This is a genomic window from Thermopetrobacter sp. TC1 (genome assembly GCF_000746275.1).
In the GTDB taxonomy this organism is placed as follows: Bacteria; Pseudomonadota; Alphaproteobacteria; order Rhizobiales; family Aestuariivirgaceae; genus Thermopetrobacter.
The window spans coordinates 21,587-47,357 of the sequence record NZ_KN050829.1; the positions used below are offsets into that span (position 1 = coordinate 21,587).

Genomic DNA, 25,771 nt, shown 5'->3' on the forward strand with positions numbered 1-25,771 from the left:
GGCTTTTTTTTCCGGGAGAAAGAGGCAATGCAGAATACGGGCGGGGCGGATCTGGATGAGCGCTATCGCAAGGGCTTTCCGGTGTCCTGGGAACAGTTTCACCGGGATTCGCGGGCGCTGGCCTGGCGGCTGGCCGAGAAGGGGCCTTTTAAGGCGGTGGTGGCGATCACGCGCGGCGGCCTGGTGCCGGCGGCGATCGTGGCGCGGGAGCTGGAAATCCGCGTGATCGAGACCGTCTGCATCGCGTCCTATGACTATGGCCGGCAGGGGGAGCTGAAGGTGCTCAAGCCCGTGGGCGAAACCTTTGCCGAGAATGGCGGCGAAGGTGTGCTTGTGGTGGATGATCTTGTCGATACCGGACGCACGGCCAGGGTGGTGCGCGAGATGCTGCCCAGGGCGCATCTGGCCACGGTCTATGCCAAGCCTGCCGGCGTGCCGCTTGTTGATACCTTTGTCACCGAGGTTTCGCAGGATACCTGGATCTACCTGCCCTGGGACATGGCCCTGCAGTTCGTGCCGCCCTTCATTCAGCAGGGCCAGCCCTGAACGCGCCCTTTTGCCGATTCATCCTGTCAGTCATGCGGCGCAGGCGGATTGTGCGCGCGCATCCTTCTTCCCATATCCTTTCTAAAGGACAGGATGCGCAAGGGAGAAGATGACAATGCTGCGCTGCTATCTGCATGATGCCGAGGACGTGATCGAGCTGCATCTCGATGGCGCGGTCAGCCGCGAGGAATACGAAAAGGTCCGGGAGAAGACGGAGGCCTTCATCGACAAGCGCGGGCGGGCGCGTCTTCTGGAAGTGTTCTATGACTTCGGCCCGGTGGATCCTGCCGTCATCTGGGAGGACATGGCCTTTGCCATCCGGCACTGGCAGGATTTCTCGCGCATCGCCGTGGTGGCCGAGCGGCGCTGGCTGGCGGTGCTGCTGGCAGAGCTGCAGAAGCTGTTCACTGGCGAGGTGAAGGGCTTTACCTTTAACGAATGCAAGGAGGCCTGGGCCTGGCTGACCGAACATGCCCTCAGACACGAAAACACGCCGGCCTGTATGGAACACAAACCGCAGAAAGGCGCTTAAATAAGGATCAGGCCTGATTGTACGGCTGTTCAGTTTTTGAGTGGATAAGCTCCCTTTGCCAGAAGAGTTTTTCGACATCGAAGGAACAGTTCGGCTGGGTTTTAAACTCTACCCCCTAACCGCGTCACAGCCGGGCCCCGTCCCGGCTGTCCGGGGGCGGCAGGCAGGAAGAGCGCATGGTCCTCACCTCCCCCTGATAGGGGGAGGTCGGCGTGAAGCGCCGGGTGGGGGTCGGGCCGCAAGCGCTGCGTTCAGATACCCGCTCCCCACCCGTCCCTCCTCCCTACCAGGGTAAGGGAAATACAGCAGTGTTCCATGCATGAACAGAAGGGCAAGGCCCTTCAGCTCTTGCGCGATGTGGGCACCTCGCCGGATTTCACGCGTTTGGCGAACTCGGTCTCGCCGCCTTCGGCCAGAACCTTGGCCTGTTCCACCCAGCGCTCCCTTTGAATACGGCCCTTGAACTTCAGTCTGGCATCGACCTCGGCAATCTCCTTTTCCGTCCATGAGGCGATCTGACGGAAATGATAGATGCCGAGATCGTGCAGGATCTTCTCGATCTTCTTGCCGATGCCGCTGATCTCGGTGAGATTGTCGGGCTTGCCGCCAATGGGCGCAGACAGGCCAAAGGGAGGCAGCGCTTCGCCCGCGCCCTTTTCGGCTTCGCCTCCGGCAGTGGCCTCTTCCTTCTCGCTCTCTTCTTTTGCCGCGGCTTCGGCAGCGGTATCTTTCTCAGCATCGGGAGAGGTTGTCTCCTGCTTCTCAGCCTCTTCCTTCTTTGCTTTGTCTTTTTCCTCCGCCTTTTCTGCGGCCTTTTCGGCTTCGGCGGCAGCCTTGTCCTCTTCGGGTTGTCTTTCTGATGCAGCGCCCGCCATCAATGGCATGGCTTCAGCCGCCTGCTCCCCGTCTTTCGCGCCGGATTCGGCGGCTTCGGCCTCGGGTTCGGGGGGTGTCACCGGTTCGGACGCGGCAGAGGCAGAAGCCGCAGAAGCCGCACCTTCTTCCGAAGTCGCCGTGGCCGTGGCCGTGCCCGTGGCACCGGCGCCGGCGCCCGCAACCGCAGCTGCGGCGCCTTTCGCTTCCTCGTGCGTCACACCGTGACGTTCCGCCGTTGGCGGGGCTTCGGCCTGCTGCGGCGGCACGGCCTGCTGTGTGGCGCTTGCCGGTGCGAACAGGCGGCGCAGCAGACAGCCGATGATGGCGCCGATCAGAAAGGCCAGCAGCAGCCACAGGATGAATTCGATGACATAGTGGATCATGGCTCGATCCTCCCCCGTTCATGCCCCCTTTCAGCTTCGTCAGGGCGCAAAGTCGGCGCGCCGAATGGCCTTCCGGGCTGTCATGTCCGCGCGCTCCGGCGGCGCCGGCTGGTCATTTCTCAGCCGTCTCGCCCTGACAATACATCCAGCCGATTATGAGCCCGAGCAGGGCAGCAAGCAGCAGCCAGGGCCAGTGCGTTGCAGCGACATAGGTGAAGTCCTTGAAATTCCAGAAATCCATGGCTCCTCTCCCCCTGTCATGCTCTCATGACGGCCTGCCAATCTTCATGCCGGTCATGCATCTCATCACGCGCGCACACCTGGCGGCGGATGCGGCAGGGCATCATGGCCGCGGACGCACATAGAACTCGATACGGCGGTTGCGGGCCCGGCCCTCTTCCGTGGCATTATCGGCCACGGGGCGGCTTTCGCCAAAGCCGATAACGCTCAAGCGATCCGCCGAGACGCCCTGCGCCATCAGGGCCTTGGCCACGGCCGCCGCGCGCCGTTCGCTCAAGGCCTGATTGTAGGTGGCCGAGCCTTGCGCATCGGTATGGCCGGCGATGACCACCTCCGTCTTGGGACAGGCATTGAGCGCCTTGGCCACACGGGCGATGAGCGCCAGGCTTTCCGGCTTCAGCTTGTCGCTGTCGCTCTCGAAATGGATCTTCGCTTCCTGCAACAGGGCGTCCACCTGTTTCTGACAGGCCAGGTTCGCCTTCTTCGCCTCCGTGGCGGTCTTCTCCGCCTCCTGTTGTTTCACCACCTTGGGCGGCGCCTTGATGCGCAGCTCGTTGCGGGTCTGATCCTGCGCGGCATTGCCCAGGGCATCGGTGGCAATGACCACGATATCATAGGTGCCGGGCGGCAATGGCTCGGGCAAAGCGAGAGTCCAGTGGCCCTTGCCGTCGCTGGAAAGCGGGCTGCCCGGCGCGCCGAGGACAAACGCCTTGCCGGCGATGCGCACCTCAAGTTTCGTGGCGTCCCCTTCCGGCCAGGTGCCGGTGATCACCGGCTTGCGCTCCAGCGTGGCCTGCGGGCGCACCTGCGGGGCCGGCGGGGATGTGCCGTCAATGAGGATTTCATCCCGGCTTTCATCATGGGCCACGTTGCCGGCGGCATCCTTCACCGTGACCATCACGTCATAACGCCCGTCCTTCAAGGGCGCGGAAGGTTTCAGGCGCCAGACATCGCCCCGGGTTTCAAGCTCGGGATCGATGCCGGCGCGATAGGTCTTCCCTGCGAGGGTGACCTCCAGCGAGACAGCGTCATCGGCCGGCCAGGTGCCGGTAATCTCAGGCATGCGGCTGCGGCTTTCGAGCGGCTTGACCGTGGGCGATGCAGGCGGCGTGACATCCCTGGGCGGTGTTGCTTCCTGCGGCTGCTGTGCGGGCGCGGCGGGCTCGGGGCTGGGTTCAGGTTTGGGCGCGGGCTTGGGAACAGTCACCACCTGCGAAAACGCCTTTTCCGCCACATTGCCGGCGGCATCGCGCGCGATGAGGACGAGATCATATGTGCCCGGCGGCAGCGGTTTCTCCGGCGTGAGGCGATAATGCCCGTCCGGCAGGAGGACGAATTCGCCGCCGTTCTCCTTCGCCGCAAATTCCCGGCCGTCAAGGCGGGCGCGCACAGATGCGGCATCCCCGGCCGGCCAGCGCCCCTCGATGCGCACATGCCCTTCCTCATCGGCCTCGGCGCGATCGACGGTGAGGGCGTTGGCATCCGGCGGCGTGGTATCAACAATCACGGCGCCCTTGGCCGTGACACTGCGGGTGTTGCCCAGGGCATCGGCAACAGTAATGGTCACATCATGCTGCCCGTCCCCGGGAAGCTTATCAATGGTCAGGCGCCAGCGGCCATCCTCCACGGTCAGTTCCGGATCCTTGCCGAGAACATACTGCCTGCCGGCAACGGCCACGATGAGCGCGCGCGCATCGGCCGCCGGCCATGCGCCGGTCAGGGTCAGCCCCGCCTTGCCCACCTTCACCGTCTTCAGCGACGGTGCTGCGGGGGGCGTGGTGTCGATGACCAGCTCGTCCCGGGTGGCGTCTTTCGCCGTGACCGCACCATCCACCACGATGACCACGACATCGTGCACCCCTTCCGGCGGCAATTCCTTCAAGAGCAAGGTCCAATGGCCCTTGCCGTCGCTGCTCAGCTCAGTATCGCGCCCCAGCACATAGGAGCGCCCGGCGATGGACACCTGCAGGCGCACGCCGTCCATCTCCGGCCAGGTGCCCGTGATGCGCACAGGTGCGGCATTGCGGGCCACGGGGCGCACCGTGGGATCGGCGAGACGCACCGATACCTCACCGGCCTGCACCCGGCGCACACCCTTCACCTTCAGGGCGAGTTCCAGCGCGCGCTTCACCGCGGCCTGTGACGGCGCGGTGCCGGAAAGCGTCACATCACGCCCGTCTACCCTGACCGTCGCCCAGGCAATACCCTGCTGGCGCAAGCTCTCCTGCACGGTCTCGCGCAAGGCATCGCTCATGCGCTGGCCGGACACGATGACCCCGCCGACGGTGATGAGCGCCAGTGGCACGATCCCGACGAGAATGCCCTTGAACAACCCCCTCTTCATCGATTTCTCCCCCGTCCTTGCACATCACTGCGGCCTGGCTCCCTCGATCTGTCGATGCCCTCGCTGGTCCTGCCCTTGCACATGCCTGAATTCCTGCATTCTTTGCGTTCAGGAACACGCGCCCAGTGGCATCGTTTGCGCTCCATGGCGCAATTTTTTGCATCCAGGCCCTTCGCAATGATGAACAAGACGTTAACGCAAGTGTGCGCAAAAATCACGCGTAACACGGCATTTTCCTGCAACTTGCCGAATTTGTTGCAAAAGCGCCACAGGGCGGGGAAAAGCACCCTGAGCAGCCTGCAGAACGGTTGACCCTCACGGGGTTTGACCAGATAAATGCAGACGTGGCGATTCAAGCAGATCGCTGCGTTTTCCGAGCCTCCGTCACCTGACGGCTTTTGAGGGAGTGGGGGCATAAGCGGAACAGCGAAGGGGTTCCTTCGTCAATCAAGGCTTCGCAAGAAGACTGTGGGAGAACAACAATGATCAAGTCCAAGTGGATCCGTCGTGCTCTGCTGGGCGGTGTCGCCATGACGGTCATGGCTGCCGGCGCCCAGGCTGACGACCTTTCCGCGCTGAAGGCTCAGATCGAGCAGCTGCAGGCGCGCATCAACAAGATCGAGGCCCGTGGTGCCGCTCTTCCGGAGGGTGTGTCCCTGATCACCTTCCAGCGCGGGCATCAGACGATTGCCATGGTGAACGAGGCTGACAAGGCCATTGATCAGGCCTCCGATTCCCGTGGCATGACCATCGCCATCACCCCGACCGCCGATCTGCCGGCGCCGGCTACGGAGATCACCATCTCCGGCTATGTCCGTAACCTGACCGGTTACACCCGCACCAACGCGGCTGGCCCGGGTGGCATCAGCAGCGACTTCTGGGATGCCGCGCGCGGTCAGATCGACATCCGCTCCAAGACCGACACCGCGGTGGGGCAGATTCGTACGCACATCCAGCTGCGTGGTGACTTTGCCACCACTGACGATCATGATCATGACACCACCACCAACATGCGCATCGCCGTCGGTGAGTGGGACTTCATGCCGGGTTGGACGATCAAGGCCGGTCATGCCGGTCAGATCTATGCCCTGACCAACGTCTCCTTCGCCGGTGTGACCACACCCTATGGTATCGACTCCAGCCGTCACTCGCAGCTGGGTATTCACTACAGCGGCGGCCCCATCTCCTTCGGCTTCGGCATCGAGGATCCGTCCTATGCCGCTGGTGGTTCCACCTCCGCGCCTGACTTCGGTGCCTACATGGCTTACTCCGCCGATAACATCGGCCTGCGTGTGACGGGTGCCGTGGGTGCGGTTGAGGAAGGCACCGCCAATGATGGCAACGACATGGGCTGGCTGGTTGGTGTCGGCGCTAACTTCAGCGCGGGCATCTTCGGCTTCAACGCCGGCTTTGCCTATGCCAAGGGCATGATCGGCGACGTGGTCAACGTCAACACCGTGTACCGCAACAACGGTGCTGGCACGCTGCACAAGGCTTTCGGCGTGCAGGGCAACATGACCCTGGCCATGACCGAGAGCGCCACCTTCTACGTGGGCGCTGGTTACTACAACTACACCACCACGCTCGCTGCGGGTCAGCTTGACCATGGCTTCCGCGTGACCGGTGGTCTGGCCTGGCGTCCGGTGGACGCGCTGCAGGTGGCCGTGGAAGGCTCCTATGCTGCCGACAAGGCCACGGGTGGCGGCACCTCCCGCACCATGATTGGCGCTCTCGGCTTCTGGTTCTTCTTCTGAGAACCACGCCAGAGACAGTCATTCAGGTTCGCCTGAAGGAAACCGGGTCGGGTCTTTCCGGCCCGGTTTTCCTTTTGGGCTGGCCCTTTTTTCAGGGGGGCTGATGCTCATCAAAATCTTGCGCGCCCTTTTCTTCCCGACACACAGATTTTTCGCGACGGAAAGAGGGTCTGCGTTGCGTTAAAGGACACAGGGAGGTCTGTTTGACCGAATCGCGAACAGGCACCAGTGTGGATAACCCGGTGTCTCATAAAGGGAGGAACGCATGACGCTCCGGATTCAGAACAGTCTTCTCATCGGCCTGCTGCTGGCCGCGGGTGGTGTGGCGGCCATGGCGGGTGGGGCCGGTCTTGTTGCGGATCCCACGCATTCTTCTGGCAAGGACGGCTGTGAGCCGGCGCGGTGGAGCGGGGCGTTTTCTTCTTCCGCCGCAGAGACCAGCAAAGAGGCTTCACCTGCTCAAAACGCGGGAGAACGCACCGCTTCCGGCCAGATGGCCCAGGGCATGATGATGGGGCCCGGGCACGGCCGGGGCATGGGCATGATGGAACGCCGCCGCGGCATGAGCCGGGATGGCATGAGCCGGATGGGCCGCGGCAATCCCGTGCGGCACCGCTATGTGATGATGAACGGCCTGCCCGCTCCTTATGCCCAAATGACCAATCCCCTGAAAGCGGATGCCCAGACGCTGGCCAAGGGCAAGGCCCTGTTTCTGGACAATTGCGCCTCCTGCCATGGTGAAACGGCGCGGGGCGATGGCGAGGCGGGCAAGGAGCTCAATCCGCGGCCGGCCGATCTTGCGTTCATCATCGACAAGCCCATCGCCAGCGACGGCTTTCTGATGTGGAGCATCTCGGAAGGCGGCGAGGCGCTCAAGACGGACATGCCCGCCTTCAAGGAGGTCCTCTCCGAAACGGAGCGCTGGCAGATCATCACCTGGCTGCGCCACGGCCTGAAACGCTAAAAGCGCAGCGCGCCCGCGCGCACTGCAGCTTAAAGAAATACGGAAAATGAAGCGCTGCCGTCAAAGCGGCCTAAAAAGACTTTCCATACGTCGGGAGTTTGTTTCTTAACTCATTGATAAACCACAAGAAAACGTCATCGCCGGACCTTGCCTGTCCCGGACTTGAACCGGGATCCCGGCAATCCAGGGTCAGGGATGAGGCGGTTTTGGATGGCGATGGTGCTCGCCAGCAGGCTTGATCTGAGCCGTATACTCTTTGAAGAGAGGTCCCTTTTAAGGGCAGAGCCCTGAAGAACCGTTCCTGCCTGCCATCATTGAATGCGTAAATCGCCCCTGGACAGCCGGGACGGCGCCCGGCTGTCCAGGGGCGTTTGAAGCATGCGGTGATGACAGTCAGGAACGGCCCTTTCAGGCTCTGTTTCACCGCCGAAACGGGATGATATCCCGCTTCGGCGGTGAAGCACTATTCATGCGTGAGCGAGCGGTCCGACCGTCAGACGGTGATGGTCTCGCCCGGCTGCATGACGCGGACCTTATCGGCCGCCTCGCCCATTTCCCTGATGAAGGAATCCGGCGTCTGCTCGATGATGGGGAAGCTGCCCCAGTGCATGGGGATGATGATGTCGAAATCGAAGAACTTGCGACAGGCCACAGCCGCGGTGTGCGGGCCCATGGTGAAGCGATCGCCTATGGGAATGAGGCCGACGCGCGGGGTGTAGAGCTCCTCGATCAGACGCATGTCGGAGAACAGGCCGGTGTCGCCGGCATGATAGAGGCTGCGTTCGCCCGAGGCATGCGGGATGATGACGACACCATTGGCCGGGCCCAGGTCATAGCCGTCCATGGAGGAGGAATGCTGGGCCGGGGTCATGACCACATCGAAGCCCTTAAGAGAGATGCGGCCGCCGGTGTTCATGGGTTCGGCCTTTTCCAGCCCCAGTTTCATGCAGATTTCGAAGCTGGACACGAGAACGGCGCCGGTGCTGCGGCAGATTTCCTCGGCATCGCCCAGGTGATCGGCATGACCATGGGTGACGATGACGTGGGTTGCGCCTTCGGCCGCCTCCTCAACGGTGCCGTTCCAGGAGGGATTGTCCTTCAGATAGGGATCGATGAGAATGCGCGCGCCATTCAGATCGATGCGAAAGGCGGAGTGTCCGAACCAGGTGAGTTTCATCGGTCTTCTCCCTTTTTCCGGGCGGAGCGTGTGGCCGCCCCTTTCTCCTGAACATCCCTTCCTGCCGCGTTGCTTGCGCCGGCGTTGACTTCCTGCGCGATTCCGGGGCATGTCTGCGGCCTGCGGCAGGAGCATGCACACCTTGCGTTCCCCTTTCTGCAATATCGGAACGCTTGCTTGCGACCACAACCAGTGAAGCCACCTTTTAAAGAGGCCAAACCTATGACCATCACCATAGAAGAGCTGGCGGCGCGGCTGAAAGAAGGGCAGAGGCTTCTGGGGCTTGATCTGGGGACGAAAACCATTGGCCTTGCGCTTTCCGACGGCCTGCTTCTGACGGCAACTCCGCTTGAAACGATAAAACGCACCCGCTTCCGCAAGGATGCGGAAAAGCTGCTTACGCTGGCGGCCAGGGAGAACGTGGGCGGCTTCATCCTCGGCTATCCGGTGAACATGAACGGCAGTGTGGGCCCGCGGGCACAAGCCACACGGGCCTTTGCACGCAATCTGGAACAGATCAGCGACATTCCCGTCGTGCTGTGGGATGAACGGCTTTCCACCGCCGGGGTGGAGCGCACGCTTCTGGAAGCGGACGTTTCCCGAAAGAGACGGGCGGATGTGGTGGACAAGATGGCGGCGGCCTGGATCCTGCAAGGCGCGCTGGACCGCCTGCGCAGCTTGCGCGGTTGATTTTCTGCTCGGAAGTTTGGGCTCCTGCCTTTCCCTTGCAAAGAGCGACAAAAGGGGGCCGGCGGCTTCAGAGGCTAAACGAAAATTCGCCCGAAGGCGAACTTTCGCGCCACCCACCGCCCCGCGCCCCCACCCAGCCACCCGATATTATACGCAAAACAGGGTGGTTGGGTGGGAGCGCGGGGCGGTTTTGTGCATTACCAGTTGGACTCTCAGGGAAACAGCGGCAGCTGCTGCAAGCCCGTGGTTTCCGGAAAGCCGAACATGAGATTGAAATTCTGCAGCGCCTGACCGGAAGAGCCCTTCACCAGATTGTCGATGGCGGCGATGACGATGACGCGGCCGGGAATGCGATCGGCCCGCACGGCCAGTTCACAGTCGTTGGAGCCGCGCACGTGCTGGGTGGCGGGCAGCATGCCCTCTGGCGCGAAGCGGATGAAGGGTTCTTCCGCATAAGACTCACGCAGGGCTGTTACGCAGTCCGCAGCAGTGGCGCCTTCGGCCAGTTTCACATGGGCGGTGATGAGCTCGCCGCGGCTCATGGGCACGAGATGCGGCGTGAAGTTGACGACGACAGAAGCGGGATCGCGCCCGGCCGCGCGGGCGAGTTCCTGCTCGATTTCCGGGGCATGGCGATGGCTGGCCACGCCATAGGGGGAGAGCCCCTCGCCGGCCTCGCAGAACAGCGTGTTCAGCTTCAGCCCGCGCCCGGCACCGGAGACGCCGGACTTGGCATCGATGATGAGATCCTCCAATGCGATGAGCCCGCGTTTGACCAGCGGCAGCAGGGCCAGCAATGTGGCCGTGGGATAACAGCCCGGACAGGCGACGATGCGGGCGGAGCGGATGCTCTCACGATTGTGTTCGGTTAAGCCATAGGCGGCTTTGGCGAGAAGCTCCGGTGCGGCATGCTCCCGGCCATACCAGCGGGCGTAAGTCTGCGGATCCTTCAGGCGGAAATCGGCGGAGATGTCGATGATGCGCACGTGATCCGGAATGGACAGGATCACGTCCTGCGCCGTGCCGTGCGGCAGACCGACGAAGGCGGCATCCACCCGGGACCAGTCCACCTCCTCGTTGGTGACGAGATCCGGCAGATCCAGCCCGGCCAGATGCGGCCAGACCTGCGCCACCGGCTTGCCGGCATGGGTGTTGGCGGTGAGCGCCACGATCTCGATGCCCGGATGACGCGCGGCAAGGCGGATGGCGTCCGCGCCCGTATAGCCGGAGGCCCCGACAATGGCGACCCTGATGCGTTTGTCCGTCATGGCTGTTCATCCCCTGCGGCGGTTTTGCCGCCTTCCTTTCCATCATTGGCGGCAAAGGTCAACCAGGCAGGGGCCAGGAGAGGACAATTGCGGGCCAATTGGGAGCGAAGCGCCTTGCGCGGCGCTGTGCTTGTCGGGATGAACGATTTCATCGCTGTCGATGGTGGCGTTCATAACGGAATGAATGCTGCCACGGCAGAGATCAATGGCGGATTTTGGCCGACAGCGGATGGTCATTCAGAGGCCTTTTTCTGCTGGGCCATCCATTCGCGCAAGGCGGCGTTCACCTTGGTTTGCCAGCCCTTGCCAAGGCTGCGCAGGTCTTCAAGAAGGTCGGCGTCCAGACGCAGGGTGACCTGCCGCTTCGGCTCCTTCTTCCGCGGGCGGCCGCGCTTCTTCGGCAGCGCCAACCCCATCTCGGCAAAAACCTCGCTGGCGGGACGCAACCGTGCGATTTCCTCATCCGTCAACGGTTGGGTCTCCTCGTCGATCAGATAGGGATCGGGTTTTGCCTTCGGCTCAGATGCCATATTTTCTGGCCTCCTTTTCATGCATGCGCCGCATGGAAATGATCCTCAGCCGTGTGCCGCGCGGTGTGAAGACCACCATATAAGGCAATCCCTCGATACGCCCCACGGCGCGAAAGCGGCGTTCGCCATAATCCTTTTTAGTATGTGCAACCACACTACACGATACCCGCATCATCATACCGTAGATCAGCCGGTATCTCAGGCCCTTGACTCATGCATTTGTGGTTCGAGACCTAAGGCTTTTGCCCACAGGTGTCCGAGGAAATTCAGGAAGCGGGCTGTTGCCGTCAAACCGACCAAGGAAAAAGACTTTCCATACGTTGAGAGCTAGTTGGTTAACTCATTGATAAACAACAATAAAACGTCATTGCCGGGCCTTGTCCCGGCAATCCAGGGCCAGGGATGAGGCGTTTTTGGTGGGCGATGGTGCTTACCAGTAGGCTTGATCTGAGCCGTATGCTTTTTGATGGGAGGTTCCTCTCGAAGGGTAGAGTCCTGAAGAACCCTTCTTGACTGCCATCACCGCATGCGTAAACCGCCCCTGGATGCCCGGGACACGCCCGGGCATGACGTAACTTATTGATATTCCAGATAAAAATAACACACTCCAAGTTTGGGCAATGGCGGGAATATGCCTTGGCAAAAGCATTTATGGTGCATGTAAGCACTTACAGTCTTAATAACGTAAATCATTCGCAACGGATAGAGTAATTTGTTTGGACAACAATGGGCAGGGGCCAGGAGAGGGCAATTGCGGGCTAATTGGGAGCGAAGCGCCTTGCACTGCGAGTGCTTGTCGGGATGCACGATTTCATGGAATGAATGCTGCCACGGCAGAGATCAATGGCGGGTTTTGGTCGGCAGCGGATGGTCATTCAGAGGCCTTTTTCTGTTGGGCCATCCATTCGCGCAAGGCGGCGTTGACCTTGGTCTGCCAGCCCTTGCCAAGGCCGCGCAGGTCTTCAAGAAGATCGGCGTCCAGACGCAGGGTCACCTGCCGCTTCGGCTCTTTCTTCCGCGGGCGGCCGCGCTTCTTCGGCAGCGCCAGCCCCATCTCGGCAAAAACCTCGCTGGCGGGGCGGGCAAGCTTCCATTCATCTTCGGTGATTTCCCACGTATCCGGATCCTCGGCGATGCCACGGTTGATGGCTTCGTCCTCCTCCGGCGTGGGATGAACCAGGTCAATTTTCGTTTTCACGCTCATAGCGGGCAACTTCCCTGCTGTTGGCCTTGCGCAAGGATATCACACGCACGCGGCCATGACGAATGGTAAACACCATGGCATGCAACCGTTCACGAATGGGGGCATAGGCAAGCCAGCGGGGCTCTCCGTAATCGCGGCGCGTGTCTGGAAAAATGACTGCTTTGTTCCAATCGAATTCCTGCGCCGCGGTAAACGGTACGCCATGCTTGGCGACATTCGTCGCCGCCTTGGCTTCATCCCATTCGTATTCCGGGTCTTCGAACATTTATTGTGGTTACAGAAAATGGAAAAAGCAAGGCGCTCTTGATACTTCAAAAAATGCATATGCAATACATGGTAGCAATTTGCTACTTAAGACAAGCTAAAGATATACCTCTTAGCAGAAAGGATGGCCATTCAGCCAGGAGTCATGCTTTCATCGAAATGCCAGACGGCGCAGCTTGAGCCGCGCCGCCGGTTCAGAACAGACATTAAGTGAACAGCCATGAAAGCGGTGTATCAGGCGCCGGCGCCCATGGCCTTTCTCAGGTTTTCGTCGATCTTGTCGAGGAAGCCCTGGGTGGTCAGCCACTTCTGTTCGGGCCCGACGAGGATGGCCAGATCCTTGGTCATGTAGCCGGATTCGATGGTGTCGATGACCACCTTCTCCAGCGTCTGGGCAAAGCGGATCAGATCCTCGTTGCCATCGAGCTTGCCGCGATGAATGAGTCCGCGCGTCCAGGCGAAGATGGAGGCGGTGGAGTTGGTCGAGGTCTCCTTGCCCTGCTGATGCAAGCGGTAATGGCGCGTCACCGTGCCGTGCGCGGCCTCCGATTCCATGATCTTGCCATCGGGCGTGAGCAGCTGCGAGGTCATCAGGCCCAGGGAGCCGAAGCCCTGGGCCACGATATCGGACTGTACATCGCCGTCATAATTCTTGCAGGCCCAGACGAAGCCGCCGGACCACTTGAGCGCGCAGGCAACCATGTCGTCAATGAGGCGATGTTCATAGGTCAGGCCGTGTTCGTCGAAGGCCTCCTTGAACTCCTTTTCATACACTTCCTCAAAGATGTCCTTGAAGCGGCCGTCATAGGCCTTCAGGATCGTGTTCTTGGTGGACATGTACAGCGGCCACTTGCGGTCCAGCGCAAAATTGAAGCAGGCGCGGGCGAAGTCGTAGATGGACTTGTCGGTGTTGAACATGCCCAGCGCCACGCCGCCGCCATCCTGCACGGTGAACTGATGCACCTCGCGCTCGATGACGGTGCCGTCCTCGCCCTCATAGCGGATGGTGAGGCGGCCCGGGCCTTCCGGCACCACGAAATCCTGCGCCTTGTACTGATCGCCATGGGCATGACGGCCGATGACGATGGGCTTCTTCCAGCCGGGCACCAGGCGCGGGATGTTGCGGCAGACGATGGGCTCGCGGAAAACAACGCCGCCCAGGATATTGCGGATGGTGCCATTGGGCGAGCGCCACATTTTCTTGAGGCCGAATTCCTTCACCCGCGCCTCGTCCGGGGTGATGGTGGCGCATTTCACGCCCACGCCATGCTCGCGAATGGCCAAAGCGGCGTCGATGGTGACCTGATCATCGGTGGCGTCCCGGTTCTGGATGGACAGATCGAAATAGATAAGCTCGATATCGAGATAGGGCAGAATGAGCTGCTCTCGGATCTTGTGCCAGATGATGCGGGTCATCTCGTCGCCGTCGAGCTCGACGACCGGGTTGTCCACCTTGATCTTGGCCATGAAGCTTCCCCTCGTTTCAGATTATGCGCTTTCCTTCAGGCAGCCGCAGATGCACTCTGGCGGGCCTGTCGGGTGTCTGCCCCGGTCATATCGCATGTCAGGCACGCTGAAAAGTCGCAGATGGGCGCAAGGCCGGGCCGGCGCAGGCTCAAGACGACGGATATGACGGCATATGAAGCGCTTTTCCTCTCCTGAGGGCAGAAGAGTGGCTTGTTGCTTGTCGGCGGGTGTTGGCGGCTGCTATCCTTTCATTCACGCGGGCAAGGATGCGATCTTACGGGAGTTGAGCGACATGGCCCATGGCGGCGATTTTGACGTGATCGTTTCCGGTGCGGGGCCGGCGGGGCTGGCGGCGGCTGCCCTGTGCGCCGAGGCGGGCCTGAAAACGGCCATCGTCACCGGGCCGGTGGATCCCTTCGAGAAGCGGCACGATCCGCGCACCATCGCCCTGATGCGGCCGAGCATGCGGCTGCTTGAGCATCTTGCGCTTTTCGATGAATCGCTGAAAGCCCTGTCCAATCCCCTGCGCAAGCTCAGGCTGGTGGACGATACCGGCGGGCTGTTCTCGGCGCCGGAAACCGTTTTCGATGCCCGCGATGCCGGCTGGGAGGCCTTCGGCTGGAACATTCCGCTGGAGGATCTGCATCCGGCCTTCGCCCGCAAGGCGAAAGAGCTGGGAGTTGTTTTCATCCGCGATTCCGCCAGCGGTATTGCGCCCGACAGGCGGCGGCTGGTGCGCCTGCAGCTCGCTTCCGGTGATGAAGTGGCGGCACCAGTGGTCATCGCCGCGGATGGGCGCGCTTCCCCTGTGCGGGAAAGCGCAGGCTTTCACATGCTGCAGCATGACTATGATCAGGTGGCCGTGGGCTGTTTCTTCTCCCATTCGGCCGATCACGAAGACATGTCCACCGAATATCACAAGCCGGACGGGCCCTTTACCACCGTGCCCATGCCGCAGCGGCGCTCCTCGCTGGTGTGGATGATGCGGCCGGCGGCGGCGAAAGAGGTGATGGCCCTGCCGGCGGATGAGCTTGCGCGGCGCATTCAGGTGGAAAGCCATGGCGATCTTGGCCGCATTGGTGATGTGACCGCGCCACAGTCCTTTCCGATGCAGACGATGACGGCGCAGGATTTCGCCAGGGAGCGCATCATCCTGGTGGGCGAGGCGGCGCATGCGGTGCCGCCGATCGGGGCGCAGGGCCTGAACATGTCCCTGCGTGATGCGGCACTGGCCGCAGAGCTCATCGGCGATGCCCATGCCTTTGGCGATGATCCGGGCTCGGAGGAGATCTGCCGCACCTACGACCGGCTGCGGCGGCGTGATGTGTTCGTGCGCAAGGCGGCGATCCATCTGGTCAACACCGCCCTGCTTACGGACTTTCCCCCGCTGCAGGCCATGCGCGCCGGCGTGATCGCCGCGGCGGCCGCCCTGCCCTGGGTGCGCGATATCGTCATGCGTCAGGGGCTGGCACCGGGCGGCGAATCCCTGCCGCGGATCATGCGCGAGGATCCGGCGGGCGCCAGCCCGGCTCCTTCTGCACAAGAAAACCCCGCCATGGCGGAAAGCGCCCCGTCTCACCGGACCTGACAAAAGCGCGGATCAAACCCTCGTGCCCTGTAATGTGTCAACCATGTCCTCGAACACCTGTCAGCTATGTTACCGGGAGTCATAAAAGTAGGCGATGCGAGCAGCATTTTCTTTAAAATCGCTGATTTTTTCGCCCGCAAGAAATAGCCAAAGCTATTTTCAAGGGCGAAAAGTCAGCGAGATTAAGCGAAAATGGCGACCTTCAGGGGCTGGCGCGTCGGATTTTATGAGGACACGCCCGAGGTGACGAGAAAGGCGGCGATTTTGTCTCGTGATGGGGCGGGATAGAATTCATTAACCATAACAGGCACTTGCCTGAAAAATCGGAATCAATTTTCAAGGCACCTGAATCGATTTGTCAGCCTGTTGAATCAAATTCTCAAGATGCGCGATCTGCCGCACGCACAAGCCCCCATCCTGCCTTGAACCGTTTAATCCAAGACCTGCCCGCATGAATAACGGGTAAATCCCGGTGCAGAAAGCTCAGGTCACGTCCCGTTCGGCGTCCTCGATGGAATAGCCCATGCGCTCAAGCCCTTCCTCGAGATAATCGGCCAGCAGCGGCTCGCGCAGAAGATAACGGGCGCACGTGCCGGGCAGGGCGTAATCCTCAAGCGCGGTATCCACCGCCTCGCGCCATTCTTCCGGCTCAAAGGAGCCGCGGCCGATCCACATCAGCGCCACCAGCTCCGCCAGCTCCTCGGGCCGCATTTCGTTGAGAAAGGAAACGAGCGCCATACGCGAGGGATCATTGCGCAGGGCTTCCAGAACGGCCTCCGCCGAGCCTTCGTCGGGATGCGTGCGGTCCACCTCGTCCCAGGCGCCCACGCGGGCGTCGATCTCCCGCGCCCGCACGATCACCTGCGCCACCTTGTCAGGCGTGATTTCCGTCATCACCATCATCGCCGCCGCCTCCCTGCATTGTCGCGAAGGCTTCTGCAGGTCTCAACCTCCGCCCTTTATGTCATTCTCTTCGATTCCCATGCTCGCCTTCGCCGCCGCCCTTCGCCATGATCCACGTCAATTCGAAATCGCGCAAAGCGTGCGCATCTGCGCAGGAGCGCGCCAAAGAGGCTTTTAGTTATTTTGACACACTTTGCGCCCTTGTGCCAGATGAAGGACAAACGCAGGCAGCCGGCCATTACAGGGGCGAAGCGGAGGAAACATCGCCAACAGGGCGGTTTCAGGGCGGTGAGGGCAAAAAGCGCTGCTTTTTGAAAGAGTCGCAGGAAACAGGGGAGGAGACGAGGGACATGGCCACGGCATTCATTTTTCCCGGTCAGGGCAGTCAGAAGGTCGGCATGGGCAAGGAGCTGGCGGAGAATTTCGCCTCGGCAAGGGCCGTCTTCGAGGAGGTGGATGATGCCCTGGGCCGGCCGCTGTCGAAGATCATTTTCGAAGGCCCGGAAGAGGAGCTTACACTGACCGAAAACGCCCAGCCCGCGCTCATGGCCGTGTCCATGGCCGTGGTCCGTGTGCTGGAGAATGATTTCGGCGTGAAGATAGCCGATCATGCCCGCTATCTGGCCGGTCACTCGCTGGGCGAATATTCCGCCCTGTGCGCAGCCGGCGCCTTCACGCTCGATCGCACCGCCAAGCTCCTGCAGACGCGCGGGCGCGCCATGCAGGGAGCGGTGCCCGTGGGCGAAGGCGGCATGGCCGCCATCCTCGGCCTCGATCTCGGCGAGGTGGAGGCCGTGGCCAAGAAGGCGGCCGGCGGTGAGGTCTGCGAAGTGGCCAATGACAACGCCCCCGGTCAGGTGGTGGTCTCCGGTCACATCGGTGCGGTGGAGCGCGCCTGCATTATCGCCAGGGACGCCGGCGCCAAGCGCACGGTCATGCTGCCCGTCTCCGCTCCCTTTCATTGTTCGCTAATGCAGAAGGCGGCGGAAGCCATGGCCTGGGCCCTGGGCGAGGCCTCGGAGATGCCCGCGACCGTGCCTGTTGTCGCCAATGTGACCGCCGCGCCGGAAAGCACGCCTGCCGAAATCGTCGACAATCTGGTCAGGCAGGTCACGGGCCGCGTGCGCTGGCGCGAATCCATGGCCTTCATGGCCGGCGAAGGCGTGGACCTTTTCGTCGAGCTGGGCGCAGGCCGCGTGCTCACCGGCCTGGTCAAGCGCAACGCCCCCAATGCCGAGGGTATGGCCGTGGGCACCCCGGCGGACATCGAAAAGCTGGCCGAACGCTTAAAGGGGTAAAAGGGCATAAAAAGGCAATCGGCCCGTCCGTGGTGATGGCTTCATGCCGGAAGGCAGCCGTTCAAGGCAGGTGCGCCTGTGTTGAATCATGATATGAAGACGCCGCGAAAAGGATTCGTTTACCAGAACCTTGCGAGGGGATTCTCATGTTCGATCTCACAGGGAAGACCGCGCTCGTAACCGGCGCCACCGGCGGCATCGGCGCGGCCATTGCCCGGGCCCTGCATGGCGCGGGCGCCACTGTCGTTCTCTCCGGCACGCGCGAAAACGTTCTTGAAGAGCGCGTGAGCGAACTGGGTGCCGAACGGGCCCTGGCCGTGCCGGCCAACCTCGCCGATCCCGATTCGGTCGCCACACTCGTGCCCCGTGCCGAGGAGGCGGCCGGAAAAAGCATCGACATTCTCGTCAACAACGCCGGCATCACCCGTGATACGCTCGCCATGCGCATGAAGCCGGAACAGTGGCAGGAGGTGCTGGATGTCAACCTCACCGCCGCCTTCCGTCTTTCACAGGCGGTGCTGAAGGGTATGATGAAGGCGCGCTGGGGCCGGATCATCAACATCACCTCCGTCGTCGCCCTCACCGGCAACCCGGGGCAGACCAATTATGCCGCCGCCAAGGCCGGCATGATCGGCATGAGCAAGTCTCTCGCCCGGGAGGTTGCTGCCCGCGGCATCACTGTGAATTGTATCGCCCCGGGCTTCATCGAAACGCCCATGACTGATGCCCTCAATGAGAAACAGCGCGAGGCCATCCTCGCCCAGATCCCCTCAGGCCGCCTCGGCACGCCGGAGGATGTTGCCGCCGCCGCCCTTTATCTCGCTTCTCCGGAAGCGGCCTATGTCACCGGTCATGTGCTTTCGGTCAACGGCGGCATGGCCATGTGCTGAAGCGCATATTCCGCGATCATGCTGCATGGCTGTGAAAACTGCGAAAGACGGAGGAACAAGCCCTTTGTCAAAGGGCCGGCGATGTGTTAGGGGAAGGGCCGACTCCGGCATGCGCCGGACCTGAAGGCCGCAAGCGGGGGTGAAGGGGAGGCGGCTTCCTTGCCTTCCCGGCGTGCCATCCGTAAAAAGCGTGCCGATCCTTCTTGCAACCATAAAGAACCATTCAAGGAATACGGGACATGAGCGATATCGCGGAACGCGTCAAGAAGATCGTGGTCGAACACCTCGGCGTCGATGCCGAAAAGGTGACCGAGGATGCCAGCTTCATCGACGATCTCGGTGCCGACAGCCTCGACAATGTCGAGCTCGTCATGGCCTTTGAGGAAGAGTTCGGCATCGAGATACCCGATGACGCCGCCGAAAACATCCAGACGGTCGGAGACGCCATCAAGTTCATCGAGCAGAACGCCTCCGCCTGATCGCAAAAAGGAGGCGATCATCGTCGATAGTCCGGCGACAGCGCGGAAAAGCGCAGGCTTGCGCTTGCCGCGCTGTCTTGCCGTTGGGGCAAAGGCTCCTTAAGAAAAACAGACGCGGCACAATCATCCGCAATGGACACAGGGGCGGCTGAAATTTCGTGAAAAAGGCGCATCTGTAATGGCAGGCCGTCATTCGGGCCATGAACGGGGCGCCCTTTTGCGGCCGGCATGAAAAGAGGCAGACTGAACGAGGATGACATGCGCAGGGTCGTCGTAACCGGAATAGGCTTGGTCACGCCGTTGGGCGGCAATGTCGAGGATACATGGAAGAACCTGCTGGCCTGCAAATCCGGCATCGGCCCGATCACGCGCTTCGATGCCTCGAATCTGGCCTGTCGCATTGCCGCCGAGGTCAAGCGCGGCGATGGCACCCATGGAACCTTCAATCCTGACGCCTGGATGGACCCCAAGGAGCAGCGGCGTTTTGACGATTTCATCATCTACGCCATGGCCGCCGCCACCCAGGCCATTGAGGATTCGGGCTGGAAGCCTGAGGATTACGAGGATCAGTGCCGCACCGGCGTTCTCGTCGGCTCCGGCATCGGCGGCCTGGACAAGATCGAGCAGACGGCCCTGCTCATCCGCGACAAGGGCCCGCGCCGGGTCTCCCCCTTCTTCATCCCCGGCTCGCTCATCAATCTCGCCGGCGGCCTCATCTCCATCCGCTACGGCTTCAAGGGGCCCAATTCCGCCGTCGTCACCGCCTGTTCCACCGGCGCGCATGCCATCGGTGATGCCGCCCGCATCATTTCCGCCGGTGATGCCGATGTCATGATCGCCGGCGGGGCCGAGGCCGCCATTTGCAACATCGGCATTGCGGGCTTTCTTGCCTGCAAGGCCCTCTCCACCGGCTACAACGACACGCCCGAGAAGGCCTCCCGCCCCTGGGACAAGGGGCGCGACGGCTTCGTCATGGGCGAGGGTGCCGGCATCGTCGTTCTGGAGGAATACGAACACGCCAGGCGCCGTGGCGCGAAGATTTACGGCGAGCTCATCGGCTATGGCATGTCGGGCGATGCCTATCACGTCACCGCGCCGGCCGAGGATGGCGACGGCGCCTATCGCTGCATGCGCATGGCGCTGGACAAGGCGGGCATCTCGCCTGAGGACATCGACTACATCAACGCCCATGGCACCTCCACGCCGCTTGGCGACGAGATCGAGCTGGGCGCGGTGGAGCGGCTTTTGGGCAATGCACCGCGCAACCTCACCATGAGCTCCACCAAATCCGCCATCGGCCATCTTCTGGGCGCCGCCGGTGCGGTGGAAGCCATCTTCTGCCTGCTGGCCATGCGCGATCAGGTGGCGCCGCCCACGCTCAACCTCGAGGATCCTTCCGTGGAGACGGACATCGACCTGGCGCCGAATGCGCCGGTTGAGCGCACGATTGATGTTGCGCTGTCCAATTCCTTCGGCTTTGGCGGCACCAATGCCTCTTTGCTGTTCCGCCGCGTGCAGGAGTGAACACAGGCTAACGGACCAAAAAAGGCTCCGGCGCACCACAGTCGAAATGCGGGGGCGGGCGCCGGATCGGGGCGGCATGAAAGGCATGAAACACGCAGGCCTTCGTTTCGCCCATTATCCCTGTCACAACCGAATCGGAATGACAGGCGCGCAGCCGGTCAGCGATTTAAGCGAGTGCGGGTGATCACGCCCCCGGGCCATGAAGAGACGCAAGGGCAGAAAGCAAAGGAAAGCGCAGGAACGTGCCCGCGCCGGCGGCGCCCGCCGCCGCGGCGTGTTCGTCCGGGCCATGCGCTCGTTGGTGTTTGGCCTTCTGCTGATGGCGGTTGTCGCGCTGGGCGCGCTGTTCGTCGTCAACATGGCCGTGGAGCGCCCCGGCCCCGCCAAGACCGAAACCACGGTGCTGATCCCGCGCGGCGCTTCCACCCGCGAGATCGCCGCACTGTTGGAAGAAAAGGGGCTTGTCTCTTCCCGCTGGCTCGTTCTCGCCACCATCGCCCAGGATCGGCTGAAAGGCCGCTCTGCCGTGCTCAAGGCCGGGGAATATGCCATTCCCGCCCGCGCCTCCGTGCGCGAGATTGTCGATCTGATGGAGCAGGGCCGGGCCATCCTCTACCGTATCACCATCCCCGAGGGCTTTTCCGTGGCCCAGGTGCTCAAGCGCCTGCGCGCCAATCCCTATCTCACTGGCGAAATAGAAAAGGAGCCGCCGGAAGGCTCGCTGCTGCCGGACACCTATACCTTCCGCCGCGGAGAAAGCCGTCAGGCCCTGATCGAACGCATGCAGGCGGCACAGAAGCGCCTGATTGATCAGCTCTGGCCCAAACGCGCCCCCGGCCTGCCGTTCAAGACGCCCTATGAGGCGATCATCCTCGCCTCCATCGTGGAAAAGGAAACCGCCATTCCCGAAGAGCGGCCCCGCATTGCCGCCGTTTTCATCAACCGCCTGAAGAAAGGCATGCGCCTGCAGGCCGATCCCACCATCATCTATGGCATCACCCGCGGCCTGCCGCTCGGCCGTCCCATTCGCAAAAGCGAAATCGCCGCAAAAAACCCCTGGAACACCTATCAGATTGATGGTCTGCCGCCCACGCCCATTGCCAACCCGGGCCGGGACTCGATAAAGGCCGTGCTCAATCCGGAAAAGACGGATCTTCTCTATTTCGTTGCCGACGGCAAGGGCGGACACGTCTTCGCCGCCACGCTGGCCGAGCACAAGCGCAACGTGCGCAAATGGCGGGCCCTGCGCCGCAAGATGGCCGAAGATGCCAAAAAGGCCGCCGCGAACAAGGATGCGCGTGTGGCCGGCGCCGCCGCTGTGTCCAGATCCGACAAAACACTCACGGGCGAAAACACGAAAAAGGCCGAAAAAACAAACACCTCCCGGCAAGAAGCCGCAGAAACCGCCGAGAACAGGCCGGCCCCCGCCACGGCACCTCCCGTCATCCCCAAGGCGCGGCCAAGGACGCAAGTGTCCGCCGTGCCCCTGCCGCGCCCCCGCCCGCAGCGTCGCTAAAACTCCCGCTGAAAAGGCGCATCAAACCCGGTTTTCATCGCAGGCACCTTGGTCTAGTCTCCCGGCGCGAAAAAGAAATTGCCGCCATGGCGCTCCGGCCGGCGGCCTGATCGGATATGAAAAGGGCAAGAAGGGCGAAAACCCATGGCCTTGAGCAGCATGACGGGCTTTGCCCGGGCCACCGGCCAGACCGACACGCTCTCCTGGAGCTGGGAGATCCGCAGCGTCAACGGCAAGGGGCTGGATGTCCGCCTGCGCCTGCCCAACGGCTTTGAGGCGCTCGATCCGCTCCTGCGCAAGGAGCTGGCGGCGCGCTTCTCCCGCGGCAGCATGCAGGTGGGCCTGCAGGTGCGCCGCGCGGCCGATGTGGTGGCCATGCGCGTCAACAGCGCATTGCTTGACTGGCTCATCGAAGAGGTGCGCAAACTCGAGGGGCGGCTGGGCATGACCGCCGCACCGGTGGACCCCGCCCGCCTGCTTGCCCTGCGCGGCGTGCTCGAGCCCGAGGAGGAAGACCCGGATGCCGTGCTCGCCGCCGTAAAGGAGCCGCTTCTCGAATCGTTCCGCCGCGCCCTCGATGATCTTGAGCAGGTCCGCCGCAAGGAGGGCGCGCGCATCACCGAGGTGCTGAAAAGCCAGGTGGATCAGATCGCCGATCTTGTGCAAAAGGCGCGCGAAAACCCCGCCCGCAGCCCGGAGGCCGTCCGCGAGCGCCTGCGCCAGCAGGTGCAGCGCCTGCTTGAGGCTTCTCAGGATCTGGATGAGCAGCGCCTTTATCAGGAGGCGGTGATACTCGCCGCCAAAGCGGATGTGGAAGAGGAGCTGGACCGCCTTGCCGCCCATGTGGCCGCCGCCCGCGAGCTTCTGGCCGGAAACGGCCCCGCCGGCCGCAAGCTGGATTTTCTCGCCCAGGAGTTCAATCGCGAGGCCAACACGCTTTGCGCCAAATCCAACGATGCCTCGCTCACCCGCATCGGCCTGGACTTGAAGGCGGTCATCGATCAGTTCCGCGAACAGGTCCAGAATGTGGAATGAGCACCATGACGAATCCGGATGGATGACGGATCCGGACAGTGAGGATTGCAGGCAACCGGAAGATCGAGAAGCCCCATGAACGCGCCACAGAAAGATTCCGATCCCGTTGATCTTGCCCGCCGCGGCATGATGCTGATCATCTCCTCGCCCTCCGGGGCCGGCAAGTCCACACTCTCGCGCCGCTTGCTTGCCGCGGAGCCGGAGATGGAGATGTCGGTTTCGGTCACCACCCGTCCGCCCCGCCCGGGCGAGGTGCACGGCAAGGACTATTATTTCGTCTCGCACGAGGAGTTCGCCCGCATGCGCGATAGCGGCGAGCTGCTGGAATGGGCCGAGGTCTTCGGCAATTTCTACGGCAGCCCCAAAAAGCCGGTGATGGAGGCCTTAGCCCGCGGGCGCGACGTGCTCTTTGATGTCGACTGGCAGGGCGCGCAACAGATCACCCAGGCCGTGGGCGAGGACGATATCGTGCGCGTGTTCATCATGCCGCCGTCCGTGGAGGTGCTGCACGAGCGCCTGCGCCGGCGCGCCCAGGATCCCGAGGAGGTGATCGCCCGCCGCATGGCGCAGGCCGCCGCCGAGATTTCCCACTGGCCGGAATATGATTACGTCATCATCAATGATGACCTTGAGCGCGCCTCCGAAGAGCTGCGCGCCATTGTCCGCGCCGAACGCCTGCGCCGTCACCGCCGAGCCGGCCTGCCGGAATTCGTCCGCGGCATGATCGAGCGCATGGATTGAACCAAATTCCCATGCGGTTTTCTCAAGAACAGAAAACGTGCCTGTTGCCGAAGGGGCGCCAATGCCTGTTAGAATGGGCCACTCCAAAAGGAGGGAACGCAAAGGGGAGGGCCCATGATGACGCAAGCCAACCTGCGCAACAGTGAAACCACGCCGCGCATCGCCCTGGTCGTCGCCGTGTCGGAAAACGGTGTCATCGGGCGCAACAACACCTTGCCCTGGCATCTGCCATCGGAGCTGCGCCGCTTCAAGGCGCGCACCATGGGCCATCCCGTCATCATGGGGCGCAGAACCTTCGAGAGCATCGGCCGCGCCCTGCCGGGGCGGGACAACATTGTCATCACCCGCGGCGCCATTGCCGCCGATCCCGCCGTGCTCACCGCCCACTCCGTGGAGGAGGCGCTGGCCCTGGGCGAGCGCTTGGCCAGAAAACGCGGGGTTAACGAGATCATGGTCATCGGCGGTTCCCAGATCTTTCAGCGCTTCCTGCCGCTGGCACAGCGGATCTATCTCACCCGCGTGCACATGCAGGCGGAAGGCGACGCCCGCTTTGAACCCCCCGCCGACGAGGAATGGCAGGAGCGGGAAAGAACCCATTATCCCGCCGAGGAAGGGGACACCTGCGATTACACCATCATTGTCTATGATCGCCGGCAAAAGGATTGACCCCGCGCTCAAGGGGCGCTTGAACACACATGCCGCGAAACGGGCTTGAAACCTGCGCCAGAACGAAAGGCGCAAAGCTTGCCCGGGCTTAAGCAAGCGGCATGAAGGAAGAAAAGGGGGCATGAAATGATCAGATCGGCTTTTGCCGCACGGAAAAGAGCACGCGCAATCAGGAGCGCGCTTTTCAGTGCCCTTGCGGCGCTTCTTCTGCATGCGTTTTTCATCACGGGCAGCGCCCGGTCGGCCCAGGCCCGCAACGATGCGCCCGGCCTGTTCGATTATTACGTTCTCTCTTTGAGCTGGTCGCCCACCTTCTGCCTCACGCAGAAGGCGCGCGGGCGCCTGCGCCGCAATGATCCGCAATGCCGCCCCGGCGCGGGCTACGGCTTTGTGCTCCATGGCTTGTGGCCGCAGTTCCGCCGCGGCTGGCCCAGCAATTGCCGCACCAAAGACCGCTTCGTGCCCGATGCCGTCATCCGCGAGGTGCTGGACGTCATGCCCTCGAAGGGCCTCGTCATTCATGAATGGCGCAAGCACGGCACCTGCTCCGGCTTATCACCCCGCGCCTATTTTACGCTGGCCGAGCGCCTGTTCCGGCAGATCACCATCCCGCAGGATATGCGCGCGCCCCGCGCCCCCCTGAAACGCACCCCGCAGCAGATCCGCCGCGCCTTTCATGCCGCCAATCGTGACAAGGGCTTCTTTGCGGATTCCTTCGCGGTCATATGCGACAGGCTGGGCGGGCAGGCCCTGCTCAGGGAAGTGCGCGTCTGCTTCTCGCCCACCGTGCGCCCCTCCCGCTGCGGCATCAATGAACAGCGTAGCGCCTGCCGCGCGCGCATGATCATCATTCCCCCCGTGCGCTGATCATGCGGACGATGGCCGGGTTAAC

General features: G+C 62.4%; 26 protein-coding genes. 15 read left to right on the forward strand and 11 right to left on the reverse strand.

The features are described from left to right. Positions 1-27: 27 nt before the first annotated feature. Positions 28-546 (forward strand): xanthine phosphoribosyltransferase, encoded by a 519-nt coding sequence (gene gpt, locus EK16_RS08550; protein ID WP_038036549.1) that lies wholly within the window; start codon positions 28-30, stop codon positions 544-546. Between the two features lie 115 nt (positions 547-661). Further along, positions 662-1,078 (forward strand): SpoIIAA family protein, encoded by a 417-nt coding sequence (locus tag EK16_RS11560; protein WP_051929144.1) that lies wholly within the window; start codon positions 662-664, stop codon positions 1,076-1,078. A gap of 341 nt (positions 1,079-1,419) precedes the next feature. Here the strand turns inward: EK16_RS11560 and EK16_RS11565 are convergent, their stop codons facing one another. From EK16_RS11565 to EK16_RS11570, 3 genes are all read right to left on the reverse strand, one after another. After that, complete coding sequence (locus EK16_RS11565; RefSeq protein WP_051929145.1) at positions 1,420-2,337, reverse strand: hypothetical protein; 918 nt, start codon at positions 2,335-2,337, stop codon at positions 1,420-1,422. Positions 2,338-2,449: 112 nt separating this feature from the next. Beyond that, positions 2,450-2,578 (reverse strand): hypothetical protein, encoded by a 129-nt coding sequence (locus tag EK16_RS12580; RefSeq protein WP_255353331.1) that lies wholly within the window; start codon positions 2,576-2,578, stop codon positions 2,450-2,452. 102 nt (positions 2,579-2,680) lie between these two features. Next, complete coding sequence (locus tag EK16_RS11570; RefSeq protein ID WP_081910426.1) at positions 2,681-4,921, reverse strand: Ig-like domain-containing protein; 2,241 nt, start codon at positions 4,919-4,921, stop codon at positions 2,681-2,683. A gap of 482 nt (positions 4,922-5,403) precedes the next feature. On the opposite strand from EK16_RS11570, the gene EK16_RS08570 reads away from it, so the two are divergent. Together EK16_RS08570 and EK16_RS11575 are read left to right on the forward strand one after the other, a co-directional pair. Beyond that, a complete protein-coding gene (locus tag EK16_RS08570; protein ID WP_038036412.1) occupies positions 5,404-6,675 on the forward strand; it encodes a hypothetical protein in 1,272 nt (423 codons plus the stop codon). Positions 6,676-6,940: 265 nt separating this feature from the next. Continuing rightward, a complete protein-coding gene (locus EK16_RS11575; RefSeq protein WP_051929147.1) occupies positions 6,941-7,639 on the forward strand; it encodes a c-type cytochrome in 699 nt (232 codons plus the stop codon). Positions 7,640-8,132: 493 nt separating this feature from the next. On the opposite strand, the gene EK16_RS08580 is transcribed toward EK16_RS11575, so the two are convergent. Then, positions 8,133-8,816 (reverse strand): metal-dependent hydrolase, encoded by a 684-nt coding sequence (locus EK16_RS08580; protein WP_038036413.1) that lies wholly within the window; start codon positions 8,814-8,816, stop codon positions 8,133-8,135. A 222-nt stretch (positions 8,817-9,038) separates the two neighbouring features. Between EK16_RS08580 and ruvX the strand changes: the two genes are divergently transcribed. Further along, positions 9,039-9,506 (forward strand): Holliday junction resolvase RuvX, encoded by a 468-nt coding sequence (gene ruvX, locus EK16_RS08585; RefSeq protein ID WP_038036414.1) that lies wholly within the window; start codon positions 9,039-9,041, stop codon positions 9,504-9,506. A 212-nt stretch (positions 9,507-9,718) separates the two neighbouring features. On the opposite strand, the gene argC is transcribed toward ruvX, so the two are convergent. The 6 genes from argC to EK16_RS08610 all read right to left on the reverse strand — a co-directional run bounded on the left by argC (position 9,719) and on the right by EK16_RS08610 (position 14,239). Further along, a complete protein-coding gene (gene argC, locus EK16_RS08590; protein WP_038036415.1) occupies positions 9,719-10,774 on the reverse strand; it encodes an N-acetyl-gamma-glutamyl-phosphate reductase in 1,056 nt (351 codons plus the stop codon). Positions 10,775-11,007: 233 nt separating this feature from the next. Next, the gene (locus EK16_RS08595; protein ID WP_038036416.1) at positions 11,008-11,304 is read right to left on the reverse strand and encodes a BrnA antitoxin family protein; all 297 of its coding nucleotides are present in this window, start codon (positions 11,302-11,304) and stop codon (positions 11,008-11,010) included. Continuing rightward, the gene (locus EK16_RS11985) at positions 11,294-11,458 is read right to left on the reverse strand and encodes a BrnT family toxin (RefSeq protein ID WP_231573654.1); all 165 of its coding nucleotides are present in this window, start codon (positions 11,456-11,458) and stop codon (positions 11,294-11,296) included. Before EK16_RS11985 ends, EK16_RS08595 begins: the two co-directional genes overlap by 11 nt. Before the next feature lie 717 nt (positions 11,459-12,175). Beyond that, positions 12,176-12,508, reverse strand: a complete 333-nt coding sequence (locus EK16_RS08600) for a BrnA antitoxin family protein (RefSeq protein WP_038036417.1) — start codon at positions 12,506-12,508, stop codon at positions 12,176-12,178. Continuing rightward, the gene (locus EK16_RS08605) at positions 12,486-12,773 is read right to left on the reverse strand and encodes a BrnT family toxin (RefSeq protein ID WP_038036418.1); all 288 of its coding nucleotides are present in this window, start codon (positions 12,771-12,773) and stop codon (positions 12,486-12,488) included. The genes EK16_RS08600 and EK16_RS08605 overlap by 23 nt, the downstream gene beginning before the upstream one ends. A gap of 233 nt (positions 12,774-13,006) precedes the next feature. After that, the gene (locus EK16_RS08610) at positions 13,007-14,239 is read right to left on the reverse strand and encodes an NADP-dependent isocitrate dehydrogenase (RefSeq protein ID WP_038036419.1); all 1,233 of its coding nucleotides are present in this window, start codon (positions 14,237-14,239) and stop codon (positions 13,007-13,009) included. Between the two features lie 292 nt (positions 14,240-14,531). Between EK16_RS08610 and EK16_RS08615 the strand changes: the two genes are divergently transcribed. Further along, on the forward strand, positions 14,532-15,827 hold the full coding sequence (locus tag EK16_RS08615) for an FAD-dependent monooxygenase (protein ID WP_197059662.1): 1,296 nt from the start codon (positions 14,532-14,534) through the stop codon (positions 15,825-15,827). 483 nt (positions 15,828-16,310) lie between these two features. Here EK16_RS08615 and EK16_RS08620 read toward each other — a convergent pair whose 3' ends face one another. Further along, entirely contained in the window at positions 16,311-16,730 is a 420-nt protein-coding gene (locus tag EK16_RS08620) for a DUF3775 domain-containing protein (RefSeq protein ID WP_051929149.1), read from the reverse strand. A 350-nt stretch (positions 16,731-17,080) separates the two neighbouring features. On the opposite strand from EK16_RS08620, the gene fabD reads away from it, so the two are divergent. The 9 genes from fabD to EK16_RS08665 all read left to right on the forward strand — a co-directional run bounded on the left by fabD (position 17,081) and on the right by EK16_RS08665 (position 25,746). Then, positions 17,081-18,028, forward strand: a complete 948-nt coding sequence (fabD, locus tag EK16_RS08625) for an ACP S-malonyltransferase (protein ID WP_038036420.1) — start codon at positions 17,081-17,083, stop codon at positions 18,026-18,028. Positions 18,029-18,174: 146 nt separating this feature from the next. Further along, positions 18,175-18,918, forward strand: coding sequence for a 3-oxoacyl-[acyl-carrier-protein] reductase (gene fabG, locus EK16_RS08630; protein ID WP_038036421.1), 744 nt, complete (start codon positions 18,175-18,177; stop codon positions 18,916-18,918). A 239-nt stretch (positions 18,919-19,157) separates the two neighbouring features. Then, on the forward strand, positions 19,158-19,397 hold the full coding sequence (locus EK16_RS08635) for an acyl carrier protein (protein ID WP_038036422.1): 240 nt from the start codon (positions 19,158-19,160) through the stop codon (positions 19,395-19,397). Between the two features lie 258 nt (positions 19,398-19,655). Continuing rightward, positions 19,656-20,921, forward strand: a complete 1,266-nt coding sequence (fabF, locus tag EK16_RS08640) for a beta-ketoacyl-ACP synthase II (RefSeq protein ID WP_038036557.1) — start codon at positions 19,656-19,658, stop codon at positions 20,919-20,921. A gap of 199 nt (positions 20,922-21,120) precedes the next feature. Beyond that, positions 21,121-22,437: an endolytic transglycosylase MltG gene (gene mltG / locus EK16_RS08645; RefSeq protein WP_081910429.1), complete on the forward strand. Its 1,317-nt coding sequence runs from the start codon at positions 21,121-21,123 to the stop codon at positions 22,435-22,437. Between the two features lie 144 nt (positions 22,438-22,581). Further along, the gene (locus EK16_RS08650) at positions 22,582-23,472 is read left to right on the forward strand and encodes a YicC/YloC family endoribonuclease (protein ID WP_038036423.1); all 891 of its coding nucleotides are present in this window, start codon (positions 22,582-22,584) and stop codon (positions 23,470-23,472) included. A gap of 75 nt (positions 23,473-23,547) precedes the next feature. Next, positions 23,548-24,213: a guanylate kinase gene (gene gmk / locus EK16_RS08655; RefSeq protein ID WP_038036424.1), complete on the forward strand. Its 666-nt coding sequence runs from the start codon at positions 23,548-23,550 to the stop codon at positions 24,211-24,213. 114 nt (positions 24,214-24,327) lie between these two features. Next, complete coding sequence (locus tag EK16_RS08660) at positions 24,328-24,879, forward strand: dihydrofolate reductase (RefSeq protein WP_231573655.1); 552 nt, start codon at positions 24,328-24,330, stop codon at positions 24,877-24,879. Between the two features lie 126 nt (positions 24,880-25,005). Further along, positions 25,006-25,746: a ribonuclease T2 family protein gene (locus EK16_RS08665; protein ID WP_081910430.1), complete on the forward strand. Its 741-nt coding sequence runs from the start codon at positions 25,006-25,008 to the stop codon at positions 25,744-25,746. Positions 25,747-25,771: the final 25 nt, after the last annotated feature.